We start from the raw sequence: 20,280 nt of genomic DNA, 5'->3' as shown, positions 1-20,280 counted from the left end.
ACGAGGCGCCCCTTTCGACCGGTTCGCTAGGCAGCGGCGTTCTTCAGGTCCTGGGCGCGGTCCGTGTTCTCCCAGAGCAGGTCGGGCAGCTCACGGCCGAAGTGACCGTAGGCCGCGGTCTGCTGGTAGATCGGGCGCGTCAGGTCGAGGTCGCGGATGATCGCGGCGGGGCGCAGGTCGAAGACCTCGTTGATGGCCTTCTCGATCCGCTCGACCGGCACGTTCTCGGTGCCGAAGGTCTCCACGAACAGGCTGACCGGGTGGGCCTTGCCGATGGCGTACGCCACCTGGGTCTCGCAGCGCTCGGCGAGGCCGGCCGCGACCACGTTCTTGGCCACCCACCGCATCGCGTACGCCGCGGAGCGGTCCACCTTGGAGGGGTCCTTGCCGGAGAACGCGCCGCCGCCGTGCCGGGCGTACCCGCCGTAGGTGTCGACGATGATCTTGCGGCCGGTGAGGCCGGCGTCGCCCATCGGGCCGCCGATCTCGAAGCGGCCGGTCGGGTTGACCAGCAGCCGGTAGCCCTCGGTGTCGATGCCGAGGCCTTCGAGCTCGGGGCCGATCACGTGCTCGCGCACGTCGGGGGTCAGCAGCGACTCGAGCGAGATGTCGGCGGCGTGCTGCGAGGAGACGACGACCGTGTCGAGGCGGACCGGGCGGAGCCCGTCGTACTCGATGGTGACCTGGGTCTTGCCGTCGGGCCGCAGGTAGGGGATGGTGCCGTCCTTGCGGGCGGCGGAGAGCCGGCGGGCCAGGCGGTGGGCCAGCGCGATCGGCAGCGGCATCAGCTCGGGGGTCTCGGAGCAGGCGAAGCCGAACATCATGCCCTGGTCGCCGGCGCCCTGGGCGTCGAGCACGTGCTCGGAGTTGCCCTCGCGCAGCTCGACCGCGGAGTCGACGCCCTGGGCGATGTCGGGCGACTGCGAGCCGATCGAGACGCTGACGCCGCAGGACGCGCCGTCGAACCCCTTCTTCGACGAGTCGTAGCCGATCTTCAGGATCGTCTCGCGCACGATGCTCGGGATGTCCGCGTACGCCTGCGTGGTCACCTCACCGGCCACGTGCACCTGACCGGTCGTGATCAACGTTTCGACCGCCACGCGGCTGCGCGGGTCTTGCGCCAGCAGCGCGTCAAGAATGCCGTCGCTGATCTGGTCAGCGATCTTGTCCGGGTGGCCTTCCGTGACCGACTCGGAGGTGAACAGGCGGCGTGCCACGGTGCTCCTCAGATTCGTCCAACAACGTTCCGCGGAAGTGTAGTCACCTCCGCGGCGTCCATGTCATGCCGTCCCACCGGGGACGACCAGCCGTTTCACGACCTCGTCCCAGACCGCGTCGGCGACGGCGTCCTTGGGGCGCTCGCCCAGCTCGGCCACGGTGCCCGAAGCGTCGAGAATGGTGACGGTGTTCGCATCCGACCCGAAGACGAGGTCGGCGCCCACTTCGTTCACGACGATCAGGTCGGCACGTTTCCGGACAAGTTTCGCACGGGCGTTGGGCAGCGCCTCATGGGTCTCGGCCGCGAAGGCGACGAGCAGCTGACCTGGGCTCTTGGCCGCGCCGAGCTCGGCGGCGATGTCCGGGTTGACGACCAGTTCGATGGTCGGCGCGCTGCCGTCCTCACCCTTCTTGATCTTCTGTACGGCCGACGTGGCGGGCCGGAAGTCGGCCGGCGCCGCGGCCATCACCACCGCGTCGGCGTCGGCGAACGCCTGCACGGTGGCCTTGCGCAGCTCCTCGGTGGTGGCGACGCGGATCACATCGGCGCCCGCCGGATCGGGCAGTGTGACGTTGGCCGCGATCAGTGTGACGCGCGCCCCACGGGCCACCGCGGTGCGCGCGAACGCGTACCCCTGCTTGCCTGATGATCTGTTGCCGAGGAACCGCACCGGGTCGAGCGGCTCACGGGTGCCCCCGGCGGTGACGACCACGTGCCGGCCGTGCAGATCGCGGGGCCGGCCGGCCAGCGCGCGGCGGGCGATCTCGAAAATCTCGGCGGGTTCCGGAAGTCGGCCCTTGCCGGTGTCGGCACCGGTGAGCCGGCCGACCGCGGGCTCGATGACCAGGTGACCGCGGTCGCGGAGGGTGGCCACGTTGGCCCGGGTCGCCGCGTTCTCCCACATCTCGGTGTGCATGGCCGGCGCCCAGACGATCGGGCAGGTGGCCGTGAGCAGCGTGTTCGTCAGCAGATCGTCGGCGAGACCGTGGACCGCCTTGGCCATCATGTCGGCCGTGGCCGGGGCGATCACCAGCAGATCGGCGTGCCGGCCGATGCGGACGTGTGGCACCTCGTGCACGTCCTGCCAGACCTCGGTGGCCACCGGTTGTCCGGAAAGGGCCGCCCAGGTGGGCTCGCCGACGAACTTCAGGGCGGCGGCGGTTGGCACCACTCGTACCCGATGTCCGGATTCGGTGAACAGCCGCACCAGCTCGCAAGCTTTGTACGCGGCGATGCCACCGCAAACTCCCAGTACCACCTCGGTCACAACTAACGCCCCCATAACAAAATGGTCCCGCGTCCACTATGCGGGACGCGGGACCAGGTTACTGAGTCGATCAGGGGTTGTCGGTCGCCTCGGCGGTCAGCAGACCGGCGTTGATCTCACGCATCGCGATCGAGAGCGGCTTCTCCTGCGGAGTGGTCTCGACCAGCGGTCCGACGTACTCGAGGAGACCCTCACCGAGCTGGCTGTAGTAAGCGTTGACCTGTCGGGCGCGCTTCGCCGCGAAGATCACCAACGAGTACTTCGACGACGTCTTGTCGAGCAGCTCATCGATCGGCGGGTTGGTGATTCCTTCGGGATTTGCAACGGTTCCCACGGTGTGAAGATCCTTAATGTTCTGGCGCCTGTGCCGGGGTCAGATATGACGAACCAAGTAACCCTACCAGCTCATCTGCGGCACGTTCGACGAAATCATTGACCACCGTACGGTCGAATTCCTTCTCCGCCGCGAGTTCCTCGTCGGCGTGCACCAGGCGTTTCCGGATGGTCTCCTCGTCGTCGGTGCCGCGGCCGATCAGGCGGCGTTTCAGCTCTTCGACGCTGGGCGGGGCGAGGAACACCAGCTGGGCGTCGGACATCGTGGCGCGAACCTGGCGGGCGCCCTGCAGGTCGATCTTCAACAAAACGGGCCGGCCCTGTGCGAGCCAGCCCTCCACCTGCGCGCGGGGTGTGCCGTAGAGATTCCCCGCGAATTCCGCCCACTCGAGCAACTGCGCACCATCGATGAGCCGCTGAAACTCGGCCCTGCTGACGAAGTGATAATGCTCGCCATCGGTCTCGTAGTCGCGTTTCTTCCGCGTAGTGACGGAGACGGACAGCTTGATCCATGGCGAGCGCGCCCGGATCAACTCGATCACGCTGTCCTTGCCGACCCCGGAGGGGCCGGACAGGACGGTGAGCCGAGCTGCCGGGCGCGCGTCGTCATCCATACTCACGGCTCATTCCTACACGAGCCGACGAGTCAGTTCGCAGCGAACTCCCCCAGGAGGGCCTTACGCTGCTGCTCGCCAAGACCGCGCAGACGACGGCTGTCCGCGATCTTGAGCTTCTCCATGATCTGGGTCGCCCGGATCTTGCCGATGCCCGGAAGTGCCTGAAGCACCGCCGAAACCTTCAGCTTGCCGACGACATCGTCGCCCTCCGCGCGGTCAAGCACGGCGGCGAGGGTGGTCTTGCCAGACTTGAGCTGATCCTTCAGCTCAGCCCGAGCCTTGCGGATCTCCGCGGCCTTCTCCAGCGCTGCGGCACGCTGCTCAGGGGTCAATGACGGGAGCGGCACCAGTTCTCCTCAGGTCCCTATCGCGCTGGTCGTTCAATACCGGCGCTTCTGTGAAACGTGGTGTGCCAGGGAACCAAAGGGGCATGTGGTTCCTGGCGACTCGGAAAACTAGCGGTCATGTGGGCTTTCGGCAACGTGGGGGTACCCCTCGATCACCTCCCGCCCAGCCTGCTAAGACGCCCGTTTCACCCGAGCGCGGCGCGGCACGCGTCGGCGGCACGCTCGGCGGCGGCACGCAAGGCAGTCACGTCGGGCCCCGCTCCGAGGACCTCGCGTGAGTACGACGGCAGCACGTTTTGCCGACTTTCGCCGAAGATCGTCCGGAGCTGATCAGGGGTCCCACCCTGCGCTCCCAGGCCCGGAGCAAGCAACGGACCGTTCACCTTGGACAGCTCGTGACCGGTGTCGCCAATGGTCGCCCCGACCACCAGGCCGATACTCCCGAGGGGACTCGCACCCGCGTTGAGCTGGGAAATCTCATCGATCACGGTCTGGGCGACGGTGCGGCCGTCCGGTGTGACGGCATGCTGGACGGCCGGTCCCTCCGGGTTGGACGTGAGCGCGAGGACGAAGACGCCGGCGCCGTGCTCGGCCGCCGCGTCGAATGCGGGACGCAACGAACCCACACCGAGGTAGGGACTCACAGTAATCGCATCGACACTCATGGGAGTCAATGGATTCAGATACGCGTCGGCGTACGCGGCCATCGTCGAGCCGATATCTCCGCGCTTAACGTCAAGCAGGATGATCACTCCCGCCTCTCGTGACTGTCGGATAATTGACTCAAGAACGTGGATGCCACGTGACCCAAATCTCTCGAAAAACGCCGACTGAGGCTTGAGAACCGCGACCTGACCGGCGAGCGCCTCGGCCACGGTGAAGGCGAAGCGTTCCAGGCCGGATACGTCGTCGGGCAGCCCCCACCGAGCGAGCAGAGCGCTGTGCGGATCGATGCCGACGCAGAGCGGTCCGCGCTCCGCGACGGCCCGGTGGAGACGTTCCCCGAAGGGCAGCGTGGCCATGGTCGTCCTCTTCCTGTCGGCTCGCGGACACCGCCGCGGCTAATCACTTGATAGAGCGGACACCGCCGCGGCGATGCCACCGGTGATGCGGGCGACGTCGGCGTCGTCCGTGACGTACGGCGGCATGGTGTAGATCAGGTCGCGGAACGGGCGCAGCCAGACCCCGGCGCCGACCGCGGCCGCGGTGGCCGTGGGCAGATCGACGTCGTGATCGAGCTGAACCACGCCGATCGCGCCGAGCACCCGGACGTCGGCCACCCCGGCAGCGCCCCTGAGCGGCTCCAGACCGGCACGGAGAGCGGTTTCGATCCGGGCGGTCGCGGCGGACCAGGAGCCGTCGCTCAGGAGGCTCAGGGAGGCGTTGGCCACCGCGCAGGCGAGCGGGTTGCCCATGAAGGTCGGCCCGTGGGCCAGCCCGCCGCCCGGGCCGGCCGAGATCCGATGGGCCACCTCGGGCGTGCAGAGGGTCGCCGCGAGGCTCAGATATCCCCCGGTCAGGGCCTTGCCGAGACACATGATGTCGGGGGTGACACCGGCCCGGTCAGCGGCGAACATCGATCCGGTACGCCCGAAGGCGGTCGCGATCTCGTCGAAGATGAGCAGAATGTCCCGCTCCCGGGTGACCTCCCGCAGCACCCGGAGGTAGCCGGGATCGTGGAACCGCATCCCGCCGGCGCCCTGCACGACCGGCTCGACGATCACGGCGGCGAGCTCGCCCGCGTGCTGTTCGATCGTCTCGACCAGCTCAGCCGCGTACCCGTCGTCGAAGTGGGCCGGCGGCGGCGGCGCGAAGATCTGCACCGGCAGCACCCCGGTCCACAGCGAGTGCATCCCGCCGACCGGGTCACAGACGCTCATCGGGTGGAACGTGTCCCCGTGGTAGCCGCCGCGCCAGGTGGCCAGCCGGCGCTTGCCCGGCCGGGCCTGCAGCGCCATCTTGATCGCCACCTCGACGCCGACCGAGCCGGAGTCGCAGAGGAAGACGTGCTCCAGGCCCTCGGGGGTGAGGTCGACCAGGCGGGTGGCCAGCTCGACGGCCGGCGCGTGGGTGAGGCCGCCGAACATCACGTGGCTCATCCGGGACGCCTGGTCGGCCAGCGCCGCGTCCAGCACCGGGTGCCGGTAGCCGTGGATCGCCGCCCACCAGGACGACATGCCGTCGACCAGCTCGCGGCCGTCGGCCAGGCGCAGCCGGACACCCCGGGCGCTCTCCACCACGTACGGGTCGGAGCGCCCGGGCATCGGGCCGTAGGGGTGCCAGACGTGCGCCCGGTCGAGCGCGAGGAGCCGCGGCGCCGGGTCGTCGTTCATCGCGCCGAGGCGATCGCCCGCACCAGCGCGGGTCCTCGATAGACGAACCCGGTGTAGAGCTGCACCAGGGACGCGCCGGCGTCGAACAGCCGGCTCGCGTCGTCCGGGTCGAGCACCCCGCCGACCCCGATGATCGGCAGCGCTCCCCCGGTCTCCTCGTGCACGAAGTGGACGACCTTGCGGGCCTTCTCGGTCAGCGGCCGGCCGGACAGCCCGCCCGCCTCGGCCGCCCGCGGCTGGTCGGCCGGGGCCAGCCCGTCCCGGGCGAGGGTGGTGTTGGTCGCGATCACCCCGGCCGCGCCGTACGCCAGGCACACCTCGAGCAGCTCGGCGATGGCCGGCTCGGCCAGGTCGGGCGCGATCTTCACCAGCACCGGCGTCTTGCCGACCAGCGCGCCCAGCAGCGACCCGATGGCCGCCTTGTCCTGCAGCGTCCGCAGTCCGGGCGTGTTCGGCGAGGACACGTTCACGGCGATGTAGTCGGCGTGTTCCTGAACCAGGTTGTACGAGGTCAGGTAGTCCTCGACGGCCTGGTCGAGCGGGGTGACCTTGGACTTGCCGAGGGACACGCCGACCGGGATGCCGATGTCGCCCGCGGCGGCCAGGCGTGGCGCCAGGGCGGCGGCGCCCTCGTTGTTGAAGCCCATCCGGTTGATGATCGCTTCGCTGTCCCGCAGCCGGAACAGCCGCGGCTTGTCGTTGCCCGGCTGCGGGTGCGCGGTGACCGTGCCGACCTCGATGAAGCCGAAGCCCATGGCCGGCCACGAGGCCAGGGCCACGCCGTTCTTGTCCATCCCGGCGGCCAGGCCGACCGGGTTGGGGAACCGCACGCCGAACACCTCGACCGGCTTCGACACCGCATAACGCGATCGCAGCGCCTTCAAGAGGGGCCGGTTGAGCGAAGTGAGCCGCGCCAGGGTGAACTCGTGCGCGCGCTCGGCGTCGCCCCCGCCGACCCGGAACAGGATCGGCCGGAGCGTCCGTTCGAAGGCGGTCATCCGTCGCTCCGGAGGGCCGCGTGCAGCTCCTGGAGCGGGCGTACGGTCAGGTCACCCCGCATCAGCGCCTCGATGCCCATCACCGCGGCGGCCGCGCCGGGCACCGTGGTGATGCTCGGAATGTCGTTGGTGACGGCGGCGGAGCGCAGTTCGTACCCGTCCGCGCGGGCGGCCGCCCCCGACCCCTGCGGGGTGTTGATGATCAGCGCGATCTCCCCGGCCTCGATCAGCGCGATCGCGTTCTGCCCCGGGCTCTCGAAGTGCTTGGGCACGATCTCGCACTCGATGCCGTGCCGGCGCAGCACCTCGCCGGTGCCGGCCGTGGTCACGATCGTGAAGCCGAGGTCGGCCAGCCGCTTGATCGGGAAGATCATCGAGCGCTTGTCCCGGTTGGCCACCGACACGAAGATCTTGCCGCTGGTCGGCAGCGAGCCGTACGCCGCGGCCTGCGACTTGGCGAACGCCTGCCCGAAGCCGGCGTCGATGCCCATCACCTCGCCGGTCGACTTCATCTCGGGCCCGAGCAGGCTGTCCACGCCCTGCCCGGCGGGGGTGCGGAACCGCTTGAACGGCAGCACCGCCTCCTTGATCGCGATCGGCGCGCCCTCCGGCGTGGAGCCGCCGTCCCGGTCCTTCAGCAGCAGGCCCTCGTCGCGCAGCTCCTGGATGGTGGCGCCGAGCATGATCCGGGCGGCCGCCTTGGCCAGCGGCACCGCGGTCGCCTTGGAGACGAACGGCACGGTCCGGGAGGCGCGCGGGTTGGCCTCCAGCACGTAGAGCGAGTCGTCCTTCAGGGCGTACTGGACGTTGAGCAGGCCACGCACGCCGACGCCGCGGGCGATCGCCTCGGTGTAGCGGCGGACCTCGGCCAGGTGCGAGCCGGCCAGCGTGACCGGCGGCAGCGAGCAGGACGAGTCGCCGGAGTGGATGCCGGCCTCCTCGATGTGCTCCATCACGCCGCCGAGGTAGACCTCGCCGGTGTGGTCGCAGAGCGCGTCGACGTCGATCTCGATCGCGTCGTCCAGGAACCGGTCGACCAGCACCGGGTGGTCCGGCGAGATCTCGGTGGCCCGGTCGATGTACCCGTTCAGCGTCGGCTCGTCGTACACGATCTCCATGCCGCGGCCGCCCAGCACGTACGACGGCCGGACCAGGACGGGGTAGCCGATCGTGTCGGCGATTGCCTTGGCCTCCTCGAACGAGGTGGCGGTCCCGTGGTCGGGCGAGCGCAGCCCGGCCCTGGCCAGCACCGAGCCGAACTGGCCGCGGTCCTCGGCCAGGTCGATCGACTCAGGGCTGGTGCCGACGATGGGCACGCCGGCCGCCTTGAGCCGGTGCGCCAGCCCGAGCGGCGTCTGCCCGCCGAGCTGCACGATCACGCCGACCACGCCCGGTCCGCCGGCCGCCTTGCCCGAGGAGTCCTCGGCGTGCACGACCTCGAGCACGTCTTCGAAGGTCAGCGGCTCGAAGTAGAGCCGGTCGGCGGTGTCGTAGTCGGTGGAGACCGTCTCCGGGTTGCAGTTGACCATCACGGTCTCGAAATCGACACCCCGGAGGGCCATGACCGCGTGTACGCACGAGTAGTCGAACTCGATGCCCTGGCCGATCCGGTTCGGCCCCGAACCCAGGATGATCACCTTGGGCCGGTCCGAGGGCGCGACCTCGGTCTCCTCGTCGTAGGTCGAGTAGTGGTACGGCGTGTCCGCCTCGAACTCGGCCGCGCACGTGTCGACGGTCTTGTAGACCGGCCGCACCCCGAGCCGGTGCCGCAGCGACCGCACGCCGTCCTCGCCGGCGAACTCCGGCCGCAGCGCCGCCAGCTGGCGGTCGGACAGCCCGGCCCGCTTGGCCCGCCGCAGCAGCGGCTCGTCGAGCACCGCCGCGTCCGAAATGTCCCGTCGCAACTCCACCAGCGCCGCGATCTCGTCCAGGAACCAGGGATCGATCCCGCCGCTGGCCTCGTGGACCTGCGACACGGAGGCGCCCAGGCGGAGAGCACGCTCGACGGTGTAGAGCCGACCGTCGTGCGGAATGCGCAAAGCCGCCAAAGTGGACTCAAGATCGTCGGAGTCGGGACGGGTCCAGAATCCGGCCGCCGACGTCTCCATGGAACGCATCGCCTTGTTCAGGGCCTCGGCGAAGTTCCGGCCCAGCGACATGGCCTCGCCGACCGACTTCATCGTGGTGGTCAGCTCGGCGTCCGCCCCGGGGAACTTCTCGAACGCGAACCGCGGGATCTTCACCACCACGTAGTCGAGCGCCGGCTCGAACGCGGCCGGCGTCTTCAGCGTGATGTCGTTCGGGATCTCGTCCAGGGTGTAGCCGATGGCCAGCTTGGCGGCGATCTTCGCGATCGGGAAGCCGGTCGCCTTCGAGGCCAGCGCCGACGACCGGGAGACCCGCGGGTTCATCTCGATCACGACCAGCCGGCCGTCCACCGGGTTGACGGCGAACTGGATGTTGCAGCCGCCGGTGTCCACGCCGACCTCGCGCAGCACGGCGATGCCCAGGTCACGCAGGTTCTGGTATTCCCGGTCGGTGAGCGTCATGGCCGGGGCGACGGTCACGCTGTCGCCGGTGTGCACGCCCATCGGGTCGATGTTCTCGATCGAGCAGACCACCACGACGTTGTCGTGCTTGTCGCGCATCAGCTCGAGCTCGTACTCCTTCCAGCCGAGCACGCTCTCCTCGATCAGCACCTCGTGCACCGGGGAGTAGGCCAGCCCGGCGCCGGCGATCCGCTCCAGGTCCGTGTCGGTGTGCGCCATGCCGGACCCGAGGCCGCCCATGGTGAACGACGGCCGGATCACCACCGGCAGGCCGAGTTCGCCGACGGTCGCGCGGACCTCGTCCATCGAGTGGCAGACCCGCGAGCGCGGCGTCTCGCCACCGGCCTGGGCCACGATGTCCTTGAACAGCTGGCGGTCCTCGCCCTTGCGGATCGCGTCGATGTTGGCGCCGATCAGCTCGACGCCGTACTTCTCCAGCACCCCGTTCTCGTGCAGGGCGACCGCGGTGTTCAGCGCGGTCTGCCCGCCGAGCGTGGCCAGGATGGCGTCCGGTCGTTCCTTGGCGATGATCAGCTCGACGAACTCCGGGGTGATCGGCTCGACGTAGGTGGCGTCGGCGAACTCGGGGTCGGTCATGATCGTGGCCGGGTTGGAGTTGACCAGCGAGACGCGCAGGCCCTCGGCCCGGAGCACCCGGCAGGCCTGGGTGCCGGAGTAGTCGAACTCGCAGGCCTGCCCGATGACGATCGGACCGGAGCCGATCACCATGACATGCCGCAGATCTTCACGCTTCGGCATCAGGACCTCTTTTCCACGAGCTCGACGAACCGGTCGAACAGGTAGTCGGCGTCGTGCGGGCCGGCTGCCGCTTCCGGGTGGTACTGCACCGTGAACGCCGGCAATTCGAGAGCACGCAAACCTTCGACCACGTTGTCGTTGAGGCACACATGGCTGACCTCGACCCCGCCGAAGTCGGTGTCGATCACCTGGTTGAGCGGCGCGTCCACGGCGAACCCGTGGTTGTGCGAGGTGACCTCGACCTTGCCGGTGGTCCGGTCGAGCACCGGCTGGTTGATGCCGCGGTGGCCGTACCCCAGCTTGTAGGTGCCGAAGCCGAGCGCCCGGCCGAGGATCTGGCTGCCGAAGCAGATGCCGAACAGCGGAACCTGGCGGCGCATCACGTCCTGGGCCAGGGCGACCGGGTGGTCGGCGGTGGCCGGGTCGCCCGGGCCGGGTGAGAAGAACACCGCGTCGGGGCCGACCGCGAGCAGGTCGTCGACGGTCGACGTGGCCGGGAAGATGTGCGTGGTGACCCCGCGGGCGGCGAGCCGGCGGGCCACGTTGCGCTTGATGCCCAGGTCGAGCGCGGCGACCGTGTACCGGTGTTCGCCCTCGGCCTCGACCGTGTAGCGCGAGCCGGTGCTGACCTCGGCCGAGAGGTCGGCGCCGAGCATCTGCGGCTGGGCCAGGACCCGGCCCCGCAACTCCTCGGCGTCGGTGGTGACCGAGGAGATGCCCACCCGCATCGCGCCGCGGGAACGCAGGTGCCGGGTCAGCGCCCGGGTGTCCACGCCGGCGATGCCGACCACGCCCTCGGTGGCCAGCCGCTCGTCGAGCGACGCGGTGGCCCGCCAGCTGGACGGGCGCCGGGCCGGGTCACGGACGACGTAGCCGGACACCCAGATCCGGTCGGACTCGTCGTCCTCGCCGTTCACCCCGGTGTTGCCGATCTGCGGCGCGGTCTGCACCACGACCTGCCGGTGGTACGACGGGTCGGTCAGCGTCTCCTGGTAGCCGGTCATGCCGGTGGTGAAGACGGCCTCGCCGAACGTCTCGCCGACCGCGCCGTAGGCGGTGCCGCGGAAGCTGCGGCCGTCCTCGAGAACGAGTATCGCTGGGGTCATTTCTGTGCCTTCCCGTCCAGGACCGTCGGCTCGCCCCGGAGGAAGGTCGCGACGATGCGGCCCGGCAGGGTGGTGCCCGCGTACGGCGTGTTGCGGCTCTTGCTGGTCAGCCCCGAAGGATCGACGACGCGGCGGGCGGCCGGGTCGACCAGGGTGAAGGTGGCGGCCTCGCCCGGCCGGAGCGAACGCCCGTGCGAGGAGAGGCCGGCGATGCGCGCGGGGGTGCGGGACATCCGGTCGGCGATCAGATCCCACTGCTCACCGAGGACCTCGAGCACGATGGGCAATGCGGTCTCGAGTCCCACCATGCCCGGCCTCGCGTACGCCCACTCGCACTCCTTGTCCTCCACCGCGTGCGGGGCGTGGTCGGTGGCGACGATGTCGATCACGCCCTCGACCAGGGCCGACCGCAGCGCCTCGATGTCACGTGCGGTGCGCAGCGGCGGGTTGACCTTGAACACCGGGTCGTAACTGGCCGCGAGTTCGTCGGTGAGCAGCAGGTGGTGCGGTGTCACCTCGGCGGTCACCCGTACCCCTCGCGCCTTGGCCTGGCGAAGCACCTCGACGGACCCGGCGGTGGAGACGTGGCAGATGTGCAACCGGCTGCCCACGTGCTCGGCCAGCAGCACGTCACGGGCGATGATCGCCTCCTCGGCGACCGCGGGCCAGCCGGTCAGGCCGAGCCGGGTGGACACCTCACCCTCGTGCATCTGGGCGCCCTCGGTGAGCCGCGGCTCCTCGGCGTGCTGGGCGATGATGCCGTCGAAGGCCTTCACGTACTCCAGCGCGCGGCGCATCAGGCGCGGGTCGGCGACACAGTTGCCGTCGTCGGAGAAGATCCGGACCTTGGCCGCCGAGGCCGCCATCGCCCCCAGCTCGGCGAGCTGCTTGCCGGCCAGCCCCACGGTGACCGCGCCGATCGGCTGCACGTCGACCAGCCCGGCCTCGCGCCCGAGCCGCCAGACCTGCTCGACCACGCCGGCCGTGTCGGCCACCGGCGAGGTGTTGGCCATCGCGCAGACCGCCGTGTAACCGCCGATCGCCGCGGCGCGTGAGCCGGTCTCGACCGTCTCGGCGTCCTCCCGGCCCGGCTCGCGCAGGTGGGTGTGCAGGTCGACCAGGCCGGGCAGCGCGACCAGGCCGTCGGCGTCGATGACCTCGGCCTGCTCGGCGGGCGAGTCGGCCAGGACGCCGTCCCGCACGAAGAGATCCGTCGGCGACGCGCCCAGGATCGAAGCGCCTCTGATGACGTACGAGGTCACGCCTTGCCTCCCAGCAGAAGATAAAGAACAGCCATCCGAGCACTGACGCCGTTGGCGACCTGCTCGACGATCGTGGACCTGGTCGAGTCGGCGACCTCGGGCGCGATCTCCATGCCCCGGTTCATCGGGCCCGGGTGCATGACGATCGCGTGCTCGGGCAGCCGCCTCATCCGCGGCGCGTCGAGCCCGTAGCGGCGGCTGTACTCCCGGGCCGAGGGGAAGTAGGAATCCTGCATCCGCTCGGTCTGCACCCGCAGCATCATCACGACATCCACGTCGGGCAGGACGCTGTCCAGGTCGTAGGAGACATCCGCGCCCGGCCAGAGCGGGATCAGCGTCGGCGGCCCGACCAGCGTGACCTTGGCCCCGAGCGTGGTGAGCAGCAGGACGTTGGAGCGCGCCACCCGGCTGTGCAGCACGTCACCGACGATCGCCACCCGCAGCCCCTCGATCTTTCCCAGACGAGACCTCATGGTGTACGCGTCGAGCAGCGCCTGCGTCGGGTGTTCGTGGGTGCCGTCGCCGGCGTTGATCACCGAACCGTCCACCCAGGACGACAACCGGTGCGGCGCGCCCGAGGCCGGGTGCCGGATGACCACCGCGTCGGCGCCCATCGCCTGCAGGGTCAGCGCGGTGTCCTTGAGGCTCTCGCCCTTGGACACGCTGGAGCCCTTGGCCGAGAAGTTGATCACGTCGGCGGAGAGCCGCTTGGCCGCCGCCTCGAACGAGATCCGGGTGCGGGTGGAGTCTTCGTAGAACAGGTTGACCACGGTCCGGCCGCGCAGCGTGGGCAGCTTCTTGACCTCGCGGCCGGCCAGCGCGGCCATCTCGCCCGCGGTGTCCAGGATCAAGGTCGCGGTGGCCGCGTCCAGGTCGGCGGCGGAGCGCAGGTGCTTGATCATCGGGGACCTCCGGTCAGCTTGACCTCGTCGACGCCGTCGTCGGTCTCGGCGAGCGACACCCGGACGCTCTCGTCCAGCGCGGTCGGGATGTTCTTGCCGACGTAGTCGGCGCGGATCGGCAGCTGCCGATGGCCGCGGTCGACGAGCACCGCGAGCTGCACCGAGCTGGGCCGGCCGACATCGTTGATCGCGTCGAGGGCGGCCCGGACCGTACGCCCGGAGTAGAGGACGTCGTCGACCAGGATCACCCGCCGCCCGTCGATGCCGCCGCCGGGGATCTCGGTCTTGCCGAGCGCGCGGGTGGCGTGCAGTCGCAGATCGTCGCGATAAAGCGTGATGTCCAGGGATCCGTACGGAATGTCGAGACCCTCGAAGGCGTGGATCCGGCCGGCCAGCCGATGGGCCAGCGGGACACCGCGGGTCGGGATGCCGAGAAGAACGGTGTCGGTCGCGCCGGACGTCTTCTCGAGAATCTGATGGGCCATGCGGTCGACAACGCGTTGGATGTCGGCGGCGGCCAGAATGGTTTTGTAGCTTGCGCCGGCCCTATTGGCATGCGGGTGCGCATGCATACGGGACCTCCTTCCCTGCCTCACGGGACAGGTCGTTAAAGGATGTCTTCTATGTCACGGCCCCCCTTGATCGGCGGGCCGCGGCTGACGCTACGTTACCAGTGCGCATTGCGTTGACCATGGTGACGTGGCTGACGCCGAGTGCGGGATCACAGAGGGAAAAGATAGGCAACTTTCCCAGGAGTCCCACGACACATCGGCGACCAACACTTGACCAGAGGTCGCAACGGCCGTACCGTCACGCTGCGTAGCGATCGCGGAGGAAGAACCCTCCGGGCCAGCACAGTACTGGGAGTGTCCGAATGCCGTCTGAGTACGCCAAGTCGTTGGGCGCCCGCCTGCGCTCGATCCGCCAGCAGCAGGGCCTGTCCCTGCAAGGCGTGGAAGAGAAGTCGAACGGCCGCTGGAAGGCCGTCGTGGTGGGCTCGTACGAGCGCGGCGACCGTGCGGTCACCGTCTCGCGTCTGGCCGAGCTGGCCGATTTCTATCGGGTCCCCGTGTCCGAGCTGCTGCCCGACGGCAGCGGCATCCGGCTCGAGGCCACCAACAAGATCGTGCTCGACCTCGAGAAGCTGTACGACACCACGGGTGAAGACCTGGCCTACGTGGCCCGGTACGCCCGGGCGATCCAGCAGCAGCGTGGTGACTACAACGGCCGGGTCCTGTCGATCCGCGCCGACGACCTGCGCGCTCTCGCGATCGTGTACGACATCTCGCCGTCCGGTCTCATCGAGCGTCTGACCGAGCAGGGTGTTCTGGTCGCCGACCCGCGCGCCTTCTTCGCGTCCTGACGTAAGCACCACGCAGAAAGGGGAGCCCGACGGGCTCCCCTTTTCCATGCGCGAAACGATCAGCGAGTCGCGAACTCGGCGATCCGGCCGAGAATGCCGTTGAGGTAACGCGGGCTGTCGTCGGTGGACATCTGCTTGGCCAGCTCGACCGCCTCGGTGATCGCGACCGGGTCGTCGATCTCGGGGACGTACAGCAACTCGAACACCGCGATGCGGGCCAGGTTGCGGTCCACCACCGGCATCCGGTCGATGGTCCAGCCCTCGGCGTAGCTGGCGATCAGCTCGTCGATCCGGTCGAGGTGTTGGGCCACCCCCTCGACCAGGCTGATCGCGTAGGCCAGGTGGTCGGGGTGGGGCTTCTCGATCCGCTCGAGGTAGCTCTCCATGACCTTGCCCGGGGGCAGGTCACGCAGGTCAGCCTCGTAGAGGACGTCGAGGGCACGCTTGCGCGCCTTGCGGCGCGCCGGCATCTGCGTCTTGGGGCCCTCAGCCATCAGGTCAGCTACGACCGAGGTAGCGGCCATCGCGGGTGTCGACCTTGATCTTCTCGCCGGTGGTGATGAACAGCGGGACGTTGACCGTGGCGCCGGTCTCGACCGTCGCCGGCTTGGTGCCGCCGGTGGACCGGTCGCCCTGCAGGCCCGGCTCGGTGTAGGTCACCTCGAGGAAGACGCTGGTCGGCAGCTCGATGTAGAGCGGAACGCCCTCGTGCTGGGCGACCGTGGCCTCGGCCTCGGGCAGCAAGTAGTTCGCCGCCTCACCGACCGTGCCGCCGGCCACCTGGATCTGGTCGAAGGTGTCCAGGTCCATGAAGACGTAGTCGTCGCCGTCCTGGTAGAGGTATTGCATCGTGCGCTTGTCGACGGTCGCCGTCTCGACCTTGGTGCCGGCGTTGAAGGTCTTGTCGACGACCTTCCCGGAGAGGACGTTCTTGAGCGTGGTGCGGACGAACGCGCCGCCCTTGCCCGGCTTGACGTGCTGGAACTCGATGACGGACCAGAGTTCGCCGTCGAGGTTGAGCACGAGACCGTTCTTCAGGTCGTTGGTGGAAGCCATGTCCTGCCTTGTTCTCGTCGGTGACCGTCCGAGTCTACCGGCGCGACGCCCGGCCTGCTAACCGGGGTTTTGCGAGGCAACGTGCCGCAGCGCCAGCTTGTACCCATCGACGCCGAGGCCGGCGATCACCCCGGTGGCCACCGCGGAGATCACCGAATGGTGCCGGAACTGCTCACGCGCGTGGATGTTGCTGATGTGCACCTCGACGAGACGATTGCGCAGCATGGCGCAGGCGTCCCGGATCGCGTAGTTGTAGTGCGACCAGGCGCCCGGGTTCAGCACCACCGGCGCCTCCTCGTCGGCGGCGGCGTGCAGCCACGCGAGCATCTCGTGCTCGGCGTCGGTCTGGCGCACGACCACGTCCAGGCCGAGTTCGCCGCCGGCCGTCTCACAGAGCTTCACGAGATCGGCGTACGAGGTCAGCCCGTACACGTCCACCTGACGGGTGCCCAGCCGGCCGAGGTTCGGACCGTTCAGCACGTACACGCGGGTCACCGCGCCACCTCCGCATAGGCTCGCGTCAACATCTCGGGGTCGGGCCCGGCCAGGATGCCCGGCTGGGCGAGACCGTCCAGCACCACGAAGCGCAACGTGTCGGCGCGCGACTTCTTGTCCACGCGCATCGCCGGGAGGAGCTCGGGCCAGGCGTCGGCGGCGTAGCCGGTCGGCAGGCCCAGCGACTCCAGGACCGTCCGGTGCCGGGCGTGGGTCGCGGCGTCGAGGCGGCCGGCCAGGTGGGACAGGGCGGCGGCGAAGATCAGCCCGACCGACACGGCGTGACCGTGCTTCCAGGCGTACGCCTCGCGCTTCTCGATCGCGTGACCCAGCGTGTGGCCGTAGTTGAGGATTTCGCGCAACCCGGACTCGCGCAGATCTTGACCGACCACGTCGGCCTTGACCTGGATCGCCCGCTCGACCAGCTCCCGCAGCGCCGGGCCGCGCGGGTCGACGGCGGCGGCCGGATCGGCCTCGATCAGGTCGAGGATCAGCGGGTCGGCGATGAAGCCGGCCTTGACGATCTCGGCCATCCCGGCGAGCAGGTCGTCGGTGGGCAGAGTGTCCAACATGTCGAGATCGCAGAGCACCCCGGCGGGCGGATGGAACGCGCCGACCAGGTTCTTGCCGGCCGCCACGTTCACCCCGGTCTTGCCGCCGACCGAGGCGTCGACCATGCCCAGCAGCGACGTCGACACCGGCACCCAGCGGACGCCGCGCAGCCAGCTCGCCGCGACGTAGCCGGCCAGGTCGGTCACCGCTCCCCCGCCGACGCCGATCACCACGTCGGTTCGGGTGAAGGTGGCCGCGCCCAGCTCGTCCCAGCAGCGGGCGGCGACCTCGACGGTCTTGCCGGCCTCGGCATTCGGCACCTCGATGAGCAGCGGCGACGGGAGTTCCCGGGCCACCGCCTCGGCGTGGTCCCGCAGCGGCGCGGCGAAGAGCACGGCCGCGCGGGCCGCTCCGCCGATCAGTTCGGGCAGGTGTTTCGCGAGGTCCCGGCCGATGAGGACGTCGTACGGCCGGTCGCCACGCACCGGGATGCGGGTGGTCACACCGAGCACACTATTCGGCCCGTCGTGGGGTTATATCTTTCTAACCCCACACGGGTTATAAATGCCGCATGCCAAAAATCAACGTGTACCTTCCCGACGACCTGGCCGACGCCGTCCGCGACGCCGGCCTCCCGGTCTCCGCCATCTGCCAGCGCGCCCTCGAGCTGGCCGTCCGGCGCATCACCACGATCCGGCAGACCGTGCTCACCGCGATCTCCGACGAGGAGCTGGGCAACCAGCTGACCTCCTTCACGGCGCGCGCGATCACCGTGCTCAAGCTCGCCCGCGACGCCGCCGACGGCCAGATCGGCACCACCCAGCTGCTCCAGGGCATGGCCGACGAGGGCGCGAACATGGCCGTGGCGATCCTCCAGTCGATGGAGATCTCCCCGAAACGGCTGGTCGAGGCGGCCCGCCAGGTCGACGAGCCGGGCTCCGAGGGCTTCAGCCTGCCCGCGGCGACCGCGCTGGAGCTGGCCGTGGCCGAGGCGACCGCCCTGGGCCACAACTACGTCGGCTGCGAACACCTGCTGATCGGGCTGGCCGCCGAGACCGACGGCGGCGCCGGCCACGCGCTGCGCGAGGCGGGGGCGGACGCCAAGGTTCTGCGGCGCTCGGTGTCGGCCGCGCTGGCCGGTTACACCCAGGCGAAGAACCCCGCGGCCCAGAACAGCGCGCTGCTGATGCTCCTGCGGCGCGAGCTGGCCCCGATCGTCAAGCGCGTCGAGGCCCTCGAAGCGCGATGACCCTGACCCAGGAAGACGTGATCATCATCCTGATCCTGTTCTTCGCCCTGGCCTGCTGAGAGCCTCAGCGTGTTGAGATCAGCTTCGCGATCTCCGCCGCGATCTCGTCGGGCAGGCGCTCGTCGGTGGCGACGGTGTGGGTCGCGACCTCGGTGTAGAGCGGGCGGCGCTGATCCATCAGGTGTTTCAGGGTGGCGCGCGGGTTGATCGACAGCAGCGGCCGGCCCGCGCCCAGCCCGACCCGCTTGATCGCGGTCGCGAACTCGGCCGACAGGTAGATCACGGTGTGCTCGCGCAGCGCCACGCGGGTCTCCTCGCGAAGCACCGCGCCACCGCCCAGCGCCAGCACACCGTCGAACGTGGACAGCGCCCCGGCGATCGTCTCGACCTCGAGCCGGCGGAACTCGTCCTCGCCCTCGTCGAAGAAGATCTCCGGGATCGGCTTGCCCGCCGCGACCTCGATCAGCGTGTCGGCGTCGGCGAACTCGACACCCAGCCGTGCGGCCAGCGCCGAGCCCACGGTGGTCTTGCCCGCGCCTGGCGCGCCGACCACGACCACCACCGGCGCCATCAGCGGATCACCAGGCCGGCCAGGTAACCGGCCAGGTTGCGGCGCATCTCGTCGGCCGAGTCGCCACCGAACTTCTCGGTCGCCGCCTCGGCCAGCACCAGCGCCACCATGGCCTCGGCCACCACGGCGCCGGCCGGGACCGCGCACACGTCGGACCGCTGGTTGATCGCCGTCGCGGCCTCACCGGTGAGCACGTCGACGGTCTGCAGGGCCCGGTTCAGCGAGGAGATCGGCTTGAGCGCCGCGCGTACCCGCAGATTCTCGCCGTTGGTGATGCCGCCCTCCAGGCCGCCCGCGCGATCGGTGACCCGCCGCACGCCGTCCTCGGTGGGGATGATCTCGTCGTGCGCGACCGAGCCGCGGGACCGGGCCTGCGTGAAGCCGTCGCCGATCTCCACACCCTTGACCGCCTGGATCGACATCAGCGCGGTGGCCAGGCGGGCGTCCAGCTTGCGGTCCCATTGCACATGAGAACCCAGGCCCGGGGGTACGCCGTAAGCGAGCACCTCGACAATGCCGCCCAGGGTGTCCGCGTCCTTCTTGGCCGCGTCCACCTCGGCCACCATCCGGGCGCTGGCCTCCGGGTCGAGGCAGCGCAACGGGTCGGCGTCGATCCGGTCGGCGTCCTCGGGCGCCGGGATCAGACCGGCCTTGGCCGCCACCGAGCCCAGCTCGATCACGTGCGACACGATGTCGATGCCGAGCGTCTGCTTCACGATCGCCTTGGCCACCACGCCGACGGCGACCCGGGCTGCGGTCTCCCGGGCGCTGGCGCGTTCCAGGATCGGGCGGGCGTCGGCGTGACCGTACTTCTGCATGCCGGCCAGGTCGGCGTGACCGGGCCGGGGCCGGGTCAGCGGCGCGTTGCGGGCCTGGGCCGCCAGCTCGTCGGCGTCGACCGGGTCGGCGGCCATCACGGTCTGCCACTTGGGCCACTCGGAGTTGCCGATCCGGATCGCGACCGGGCTGCCCTGCGTCACCCCGTGACGGATGCCGCCGATCAGCTCGAGCTCGTCACGCTCGAAGGACATGCGCGCCCCCCGGCCGTAACCGAGCCGGCGGCGCGCCAGATCACGCCCGATGTCGTCACTCGTCACCCGCACCCCGGCGGGCACGCCCTCGAGGAGCGCGACGAGCGCGGGGCCATGGGATTCACCTGCGGTCAACCAGCGCAACACGGCAGCCAGTCTGTCACGCCGCGTCGCTGCGTCCCGGCACACCCCGCCCCCGTCCCGCCAGGCGGTCACCCGCGCCCCCTTTGCTCTGAGCGCGTATGGGCAACACCCGGCACCGCCACCACGG

General features: G+C 69.9%; 21 protein-coding genes. 2 read left to right on the top strand and 19 right to left on the bottom strand.

Going from position 1 to position 20,280, the window contains the following annotated elements; all coding sequences use genetic code 11:
- Positions 1 to 26 precede the first annotated feature (26 nt).
- From metK to pyrR, 13 genes are all read right to left on the bottom strand, one after another.
- Entirely contained in the window at positions 27 to 1,217 is a 1,191-nt protein-coding gene (gene metK, locus AB0O15_RS27055; protein WP_364323630.1) for a methionine adenosyltransferase, read from the bottom strand.
- Positions 1,218 to 1,280: 63 nt separating this feature from the next.
- On the bottom strand, positions 1,281 to 2,501 hold the full coding sequence (gene coaBC / locus AB0O15_RS27050; RefSeq protein ID WP_364323628.1) for a bifunctional phosphopantothenoylcysteine decarboxylase/phosphopantothenate--cysteine ligase CoaBC: 1,221 nt from the start codon (positions 2,499 to 2,501) through the stop codon (positions 1,281 to 1,283).
- A gap of 55 nt (positions 2,502 to 2,556) precedes the next feature.
- Complete coding sequence (gene rpoZ / locus AB0O15_RS27045; protein ID WP_020517552.1) at positions 2,557 to 2,820, bottom strand: DNA-directed RNA polymerase subunit omega; 264 nt, start codon at positions 2,818 to 2,820, stop codon at positions 2,557 to 2,559.
- Between the two features lie 13 nt (positions 2,821 to 2,833).
- Complete coding sequence (gene gmk / locus AB0O15_RS27040; protein ID WP_364323625.1) at positions 2,834 to 3,433, bottom strand: guanylate kinase; 600 nt, start codon at positions 3,431 to 3,433, stop codon at positions 2,834 to 2,836.
- A gap of 32 nt (positions 3,434 to 3,465) precedes the next feature.
- Complete coding sequence (gene mihF / locus AB0O15_RS27035; protein ID WP_285684834.1) at positions 3,466 to 3,783, bottom strand: integration host factor, actinobacterial type; 318 nt, start codon at positions 3,781 to 3,783, stop codon at positions 3,466 to 3,468.
- A 185-nt stretch (positions 3,784 to 3,968) separates the two neighbouring features.
- The gene (gene pyrF, locus AB0O15_RS27030; protein ID WP_364323623.1) at positions 3,969 to 4,805 is read right to left on the bottom strand and encodes an orotidine-5'-phosphate decarboxylase; all 837 of its coding nucleotides are present in this window, start codon (positions 4,803 to 4,805) and stop codon (positions 3,969 to 3,971) included.
- Positions 4,806 to 4,844: 39 nt separating this feature from the next.
- Complete coding sequence (locus AB0O15_RS27025) at positions 4,845 to 6,116, bottom strand: adenosylmethionine--8-amino-7-oxononanoate transaminase (RefSeq protein WP_364323621.1); 1,272 nt, start codon at positions 6,114 to 6,116, stop codon at positions 4,845 to 4,847.
- The gene (locus AB0O15_RS27020) at positions 6,113 to 7,114 is read right to left on the bottom strand and encodes a quinone-dependent dihydroorotate dehydrogenase (protein ID WP_364323619.1); all 1,002 of its coding nucleotides are present in this window, start codon (positions 7,112 to 7,114) and stop codon (positions 6,113 to 6,115) included. Before AB0O15_RS27020 ends, AB0O15_RS27025 begins: the two co-directional genes overlap by 4 nt.
- Complete coding sequence (gene carB / locus AB0O15_RS27015) at positions 7,111 to 10,422, bottom strand: carbamoyl-phosphate synthase large subunit (protein ID WP_364323617.1); 3,312 nt, start codon at positions 10,420 to 10,422, stop codon at positions 7,111 to 7,113. The genes AB0O15_RS27020 and carB overlap by 4 nt, the downstream gene beginning before the upstream one ends.
- The gene (gene carA / locus AB0O15_RS27010) at positions 10,422 to 11,528 is read right to left on the bottom strand and encodes a glutamine-hydrolyzing carbamoyl-phosphate synthase small subunit (protein WP_364323615.1); all 1,107 of its coding nucleotides are present in this window, start codon (positions 11,526 to 11,528) and stop codon (positions 10,422 to 10,424) included. Before carA ends, carB begins: the two co-directional genes overlap by 1 nt.
- Positions 11,525 to 12,790 carry a dihydroorotase gene (locus tag AB0O15_RS27005; protein ID WP_364323613.1) on the bottom strand — a complete coding sequence of 422 codons (1,266 nt, stop codon included), beginning with the start codon at positions 12,788 to 12,790 and terminating at the stop codon, positions 11,525 to 11,527. Before AB0O15_RS27005 ends, carA begins: the two co-directional genes overlap by 4 nt.
- Positions 12,787 to 13,692, bottom strand: a complete 906-nt coding sequence (locus AB0O15_RS27000; RefSeq protein ID WP_364323611.1) for an aspartate carbamoyltransferase catalytic subunit — start codon at positions 13,690 to 13,692, stop codon at positions 12,787 to 12,789. Before AB0O15_RS27000 ends, AB0O15_RS27005 begins: the two co-directional genes overlap by 4 nt.
- Positions 13,689 to 14,264 carry a bifunctional pyr operon transcriptional regulator/uracil phosphoribosyltransferase PyrR gene (gene pyrR / locus AB0O15_RS26995; protein WP_364323610.1) on the bottom strand — a complete coding sequence of 192 codons (576 nt, stop codon included), beginning with the start codon at positions 14,262 to 14,264 and terminating at the stop codon, positions 13,689 to 13,691. The genes AB0O15_RS27000 and pyrR overlap by 4 nt, the downstream gene beginning before the upstream one ends.
- A gap of 302 nt (positions 14,265 to 14,566) precedes the next feature.
- Here pyrR and AB0O15_RS26990 point away from each other — a divergent pair, with 302 nt between their 5' ends.
- Positions 14,567 to 15,055, top strand: a complete 489-nt coding sequence (locus tag AB0O15_RS26990) for a transcriptional regulator (RefSeq protein ID WP_014446326.1) — start codon at positions 14,567 to 14,569, stop codon at positions 15,053 to 15,055.
- A 59-nt stretch (positions 15,056 to 15,114) separates the two neighbouring features.
- On the opposite strand, the gene nusB is transcribed toward AB0O15_RS26990, so the two are convergent.
- From nusB to aroB, 4 genes are read right to left on the bottom strand one after another with little or no spacing between them, the layout of a single operon-like run.
- A complete protein-coding gene (gene nusB / locus AB0O15_RS26985) occupies positions 15,115 to 15,525 on the bottom strand; it encodes a transcription antitermination factor NusB (protein WP_364323812.1) in 411 nt (136 codons plus the stop codon).
- Positions 15,526 to 15,553: 28 nt separating this feature from the next.
- A complete protein-coding gene (efp, locus tag AB0O15_RS26980; protein ID WP_364323608.1) occupies positions 15,554 to 16,111 on the bottom strand; it encodes an elongation factor P in 558 nt (185 codons plus the stop codon).
- 57 nt (positions 16,112 to 16,168) lie between these two features.
- Entirely contained in the window at positions 16,169 to 16,606 is a 438-nt protein-coding gene (aroQ, locus tag AB0O15_RS26975; RefSeq protein WP_364323606.1) for a type II 3-dehydroquinate dehydratase, read from the bottom strand.
- Entirely contained in the window at positions 16,603 to 17,670 is a 1,068-nt protein-coding gene (aroB, locus tag AB0O15_RS26970; protein ID WP_364323603.1) for a 3-dehydroquinate synthase, read from the bottom strand. The genes aroQ and aroB overlap by 4 nt, the downstream gene beginning before the upstream one ends.
- 59 nt (positions 17,671 to 17,729) lie before the next feature.
- On the opposite strand from aroB, the gene AB0O15_RS26965 reads away from it, so the two are divergent.
- Positions 17,730 to 18,407, top strand: a complete 678-nt coding sequence (locus tag AB0O15_RS26965) for a Clp protease N-terminal domain-containing protein (RefSeq protein ID WP_364323601.1) — start codon at positions 17,730 to 17,732, stop codon at positions 18,405 to 18,407.
- Between the two features lie 64 nt (positions 18,408 to 18,471).
- On the opposite strand, the gene AB0O15_RS26960 is transcribed toward AB0O15_RS26965, so the two are convergent.
- Together AB0O15_RS26960 and aroC are read right to left on the bottom strand one after the other, a co-directional pair.
- Positions 18,472 to 18,978 (bottom strand): shikimate kinase, encoded by a 507-nt coding sequence (locus tag AB0O15_RS26960; protein WP_364323599.1) that lies wholly within the window; start codon positions 18,976 to 18,978, stop codon positions 18,472 to 18,474.
- Positions 18,978 to 20,156 (bottom strand): chorismate synthase, encoded by a 1,179-nt coding sequence (aroC, locus tag AB0O15_RS26955; RefSeq protein ID WP_364323597.1) that lies wholly within the window; start codon positions 20,154 to 20,156, stop codon positions 18,978 to 18,980. Before aroC ends, AB0O15_RS26960 begins: the two co-directional genes overlap by 1 nt.
- Between the last annotated feature and the right edge of the window lie 124 nt (positions 20,157 to 20,280).

Origin of the sequence: Actinoplanes sp. NPDC089786 (assembly GCF_040684855.1) — a bacterium.
Lineage (GTDB): Bacteria > Actinomycetota > Actinomycetes > Mycobacteriales > Micromonosporaceae > Actinoplanes.
This window is presented reverse-complemented; position numbering and strand designations above follow the sequence as displayed.

Bases quoted from the DNA above. Each gene is read 5' to 3' on its own strand.
- coaBC (WP_364323628.1), bottom strand. From the start codon at position 2,501: ATGGGGGCGTTAGTTGTGACCGAGGTGGTACTGGGAGTTTGCGGTGGC.
- gmk (WP_364323625.1), bottom strand. From the start codon at position 3,433: ATGGATGACGACGCGCGCCCGGCAGCTCGGCTCACCGTCCTGTCCGGC.
- pyrF (WP_364323623.1), bottom strand. From the start codon at position 4,805: ATGGCCACGCTGCCCTTCGGGGAACGTCTCCACCGGGCCGTCGCGGAG.
- AB0O15_RS27025 (WP_364323621.1), bottom strand. From the start codon at position 6,116: ATGAACGACGACCCGGCGCCGCGGCTCCTCGCGCTCGACCGGGCGCAC.
- AB0O15_RS27020 (WP_364323619.1), bottom strand. From the start codon at position 7,114: ATGACCGCCTTCGAACGGACGCTCCGGCCGATCCTGTTCCGGGTCGGC.
- carB (WP_364323617.1), bottom strand. From the start codon at position 10,422: ATGCCGAAGCGTGAAGATCTGCGGCATGTCATGGTGATCGGCTCCGGT.
- carA (WP_364323615.1), bottom strand. From the start codon at position 11,528: ATGACCCCAGCGATACTCGTTCTCGAGGACGGCCGCAGCTTCCGCGGC.
- AB0O15_RS27000 (WP_364323611.1), bottom strand. From the start codon at position 13,692: ATGATCAAGCACCTGCGCTCCGCCGCCGACCTGGACGCGGCCACCGCG.
- pyrR (WP_364323610.1), bottom strand. From the start codon at position 14,264: ATGCATGCGCACCCGCATGCCAATAGGGCCGGCGCAAGCTACAAAACC.
- AB0O15_RS26990 (WP_014446326.1), top strand. From the start codon at position 14,567: ATGCCGTCTGAGTACGCCAAGTCGTTGGGCGCCCGCCTGCGCTCGATC.
- nusB (WP_364323812.1), bottom strand. From the start codon at position 15,525: ATGCCGGCGCGCCGCAAGGCGCGCAAGCGTGCCCTCGACGTCCTCTAC.
- efp (WP_364323608.1), bottom strand. From the start codon at position 16,111: ATGGCTTCCACCAACGACCTGAAGAACGGTCTCGTGCTCAACCTCGAC.
- AB0O15_RS26965 (WP_364323601.1), top strand. From the start codon at position 17,730: ATGCCAAAAATCAACGTGTACCTTCCCGACGACCTGGCCGACGCCGTC.
- AB0O15_RS26960 (WP_364323599.1), bottom strand. From the start codon at position 18,978: ATGGCGCCGGTGGTGGTCGTGGTCGGCGCGCCAGGCGCGGGCAAGACC.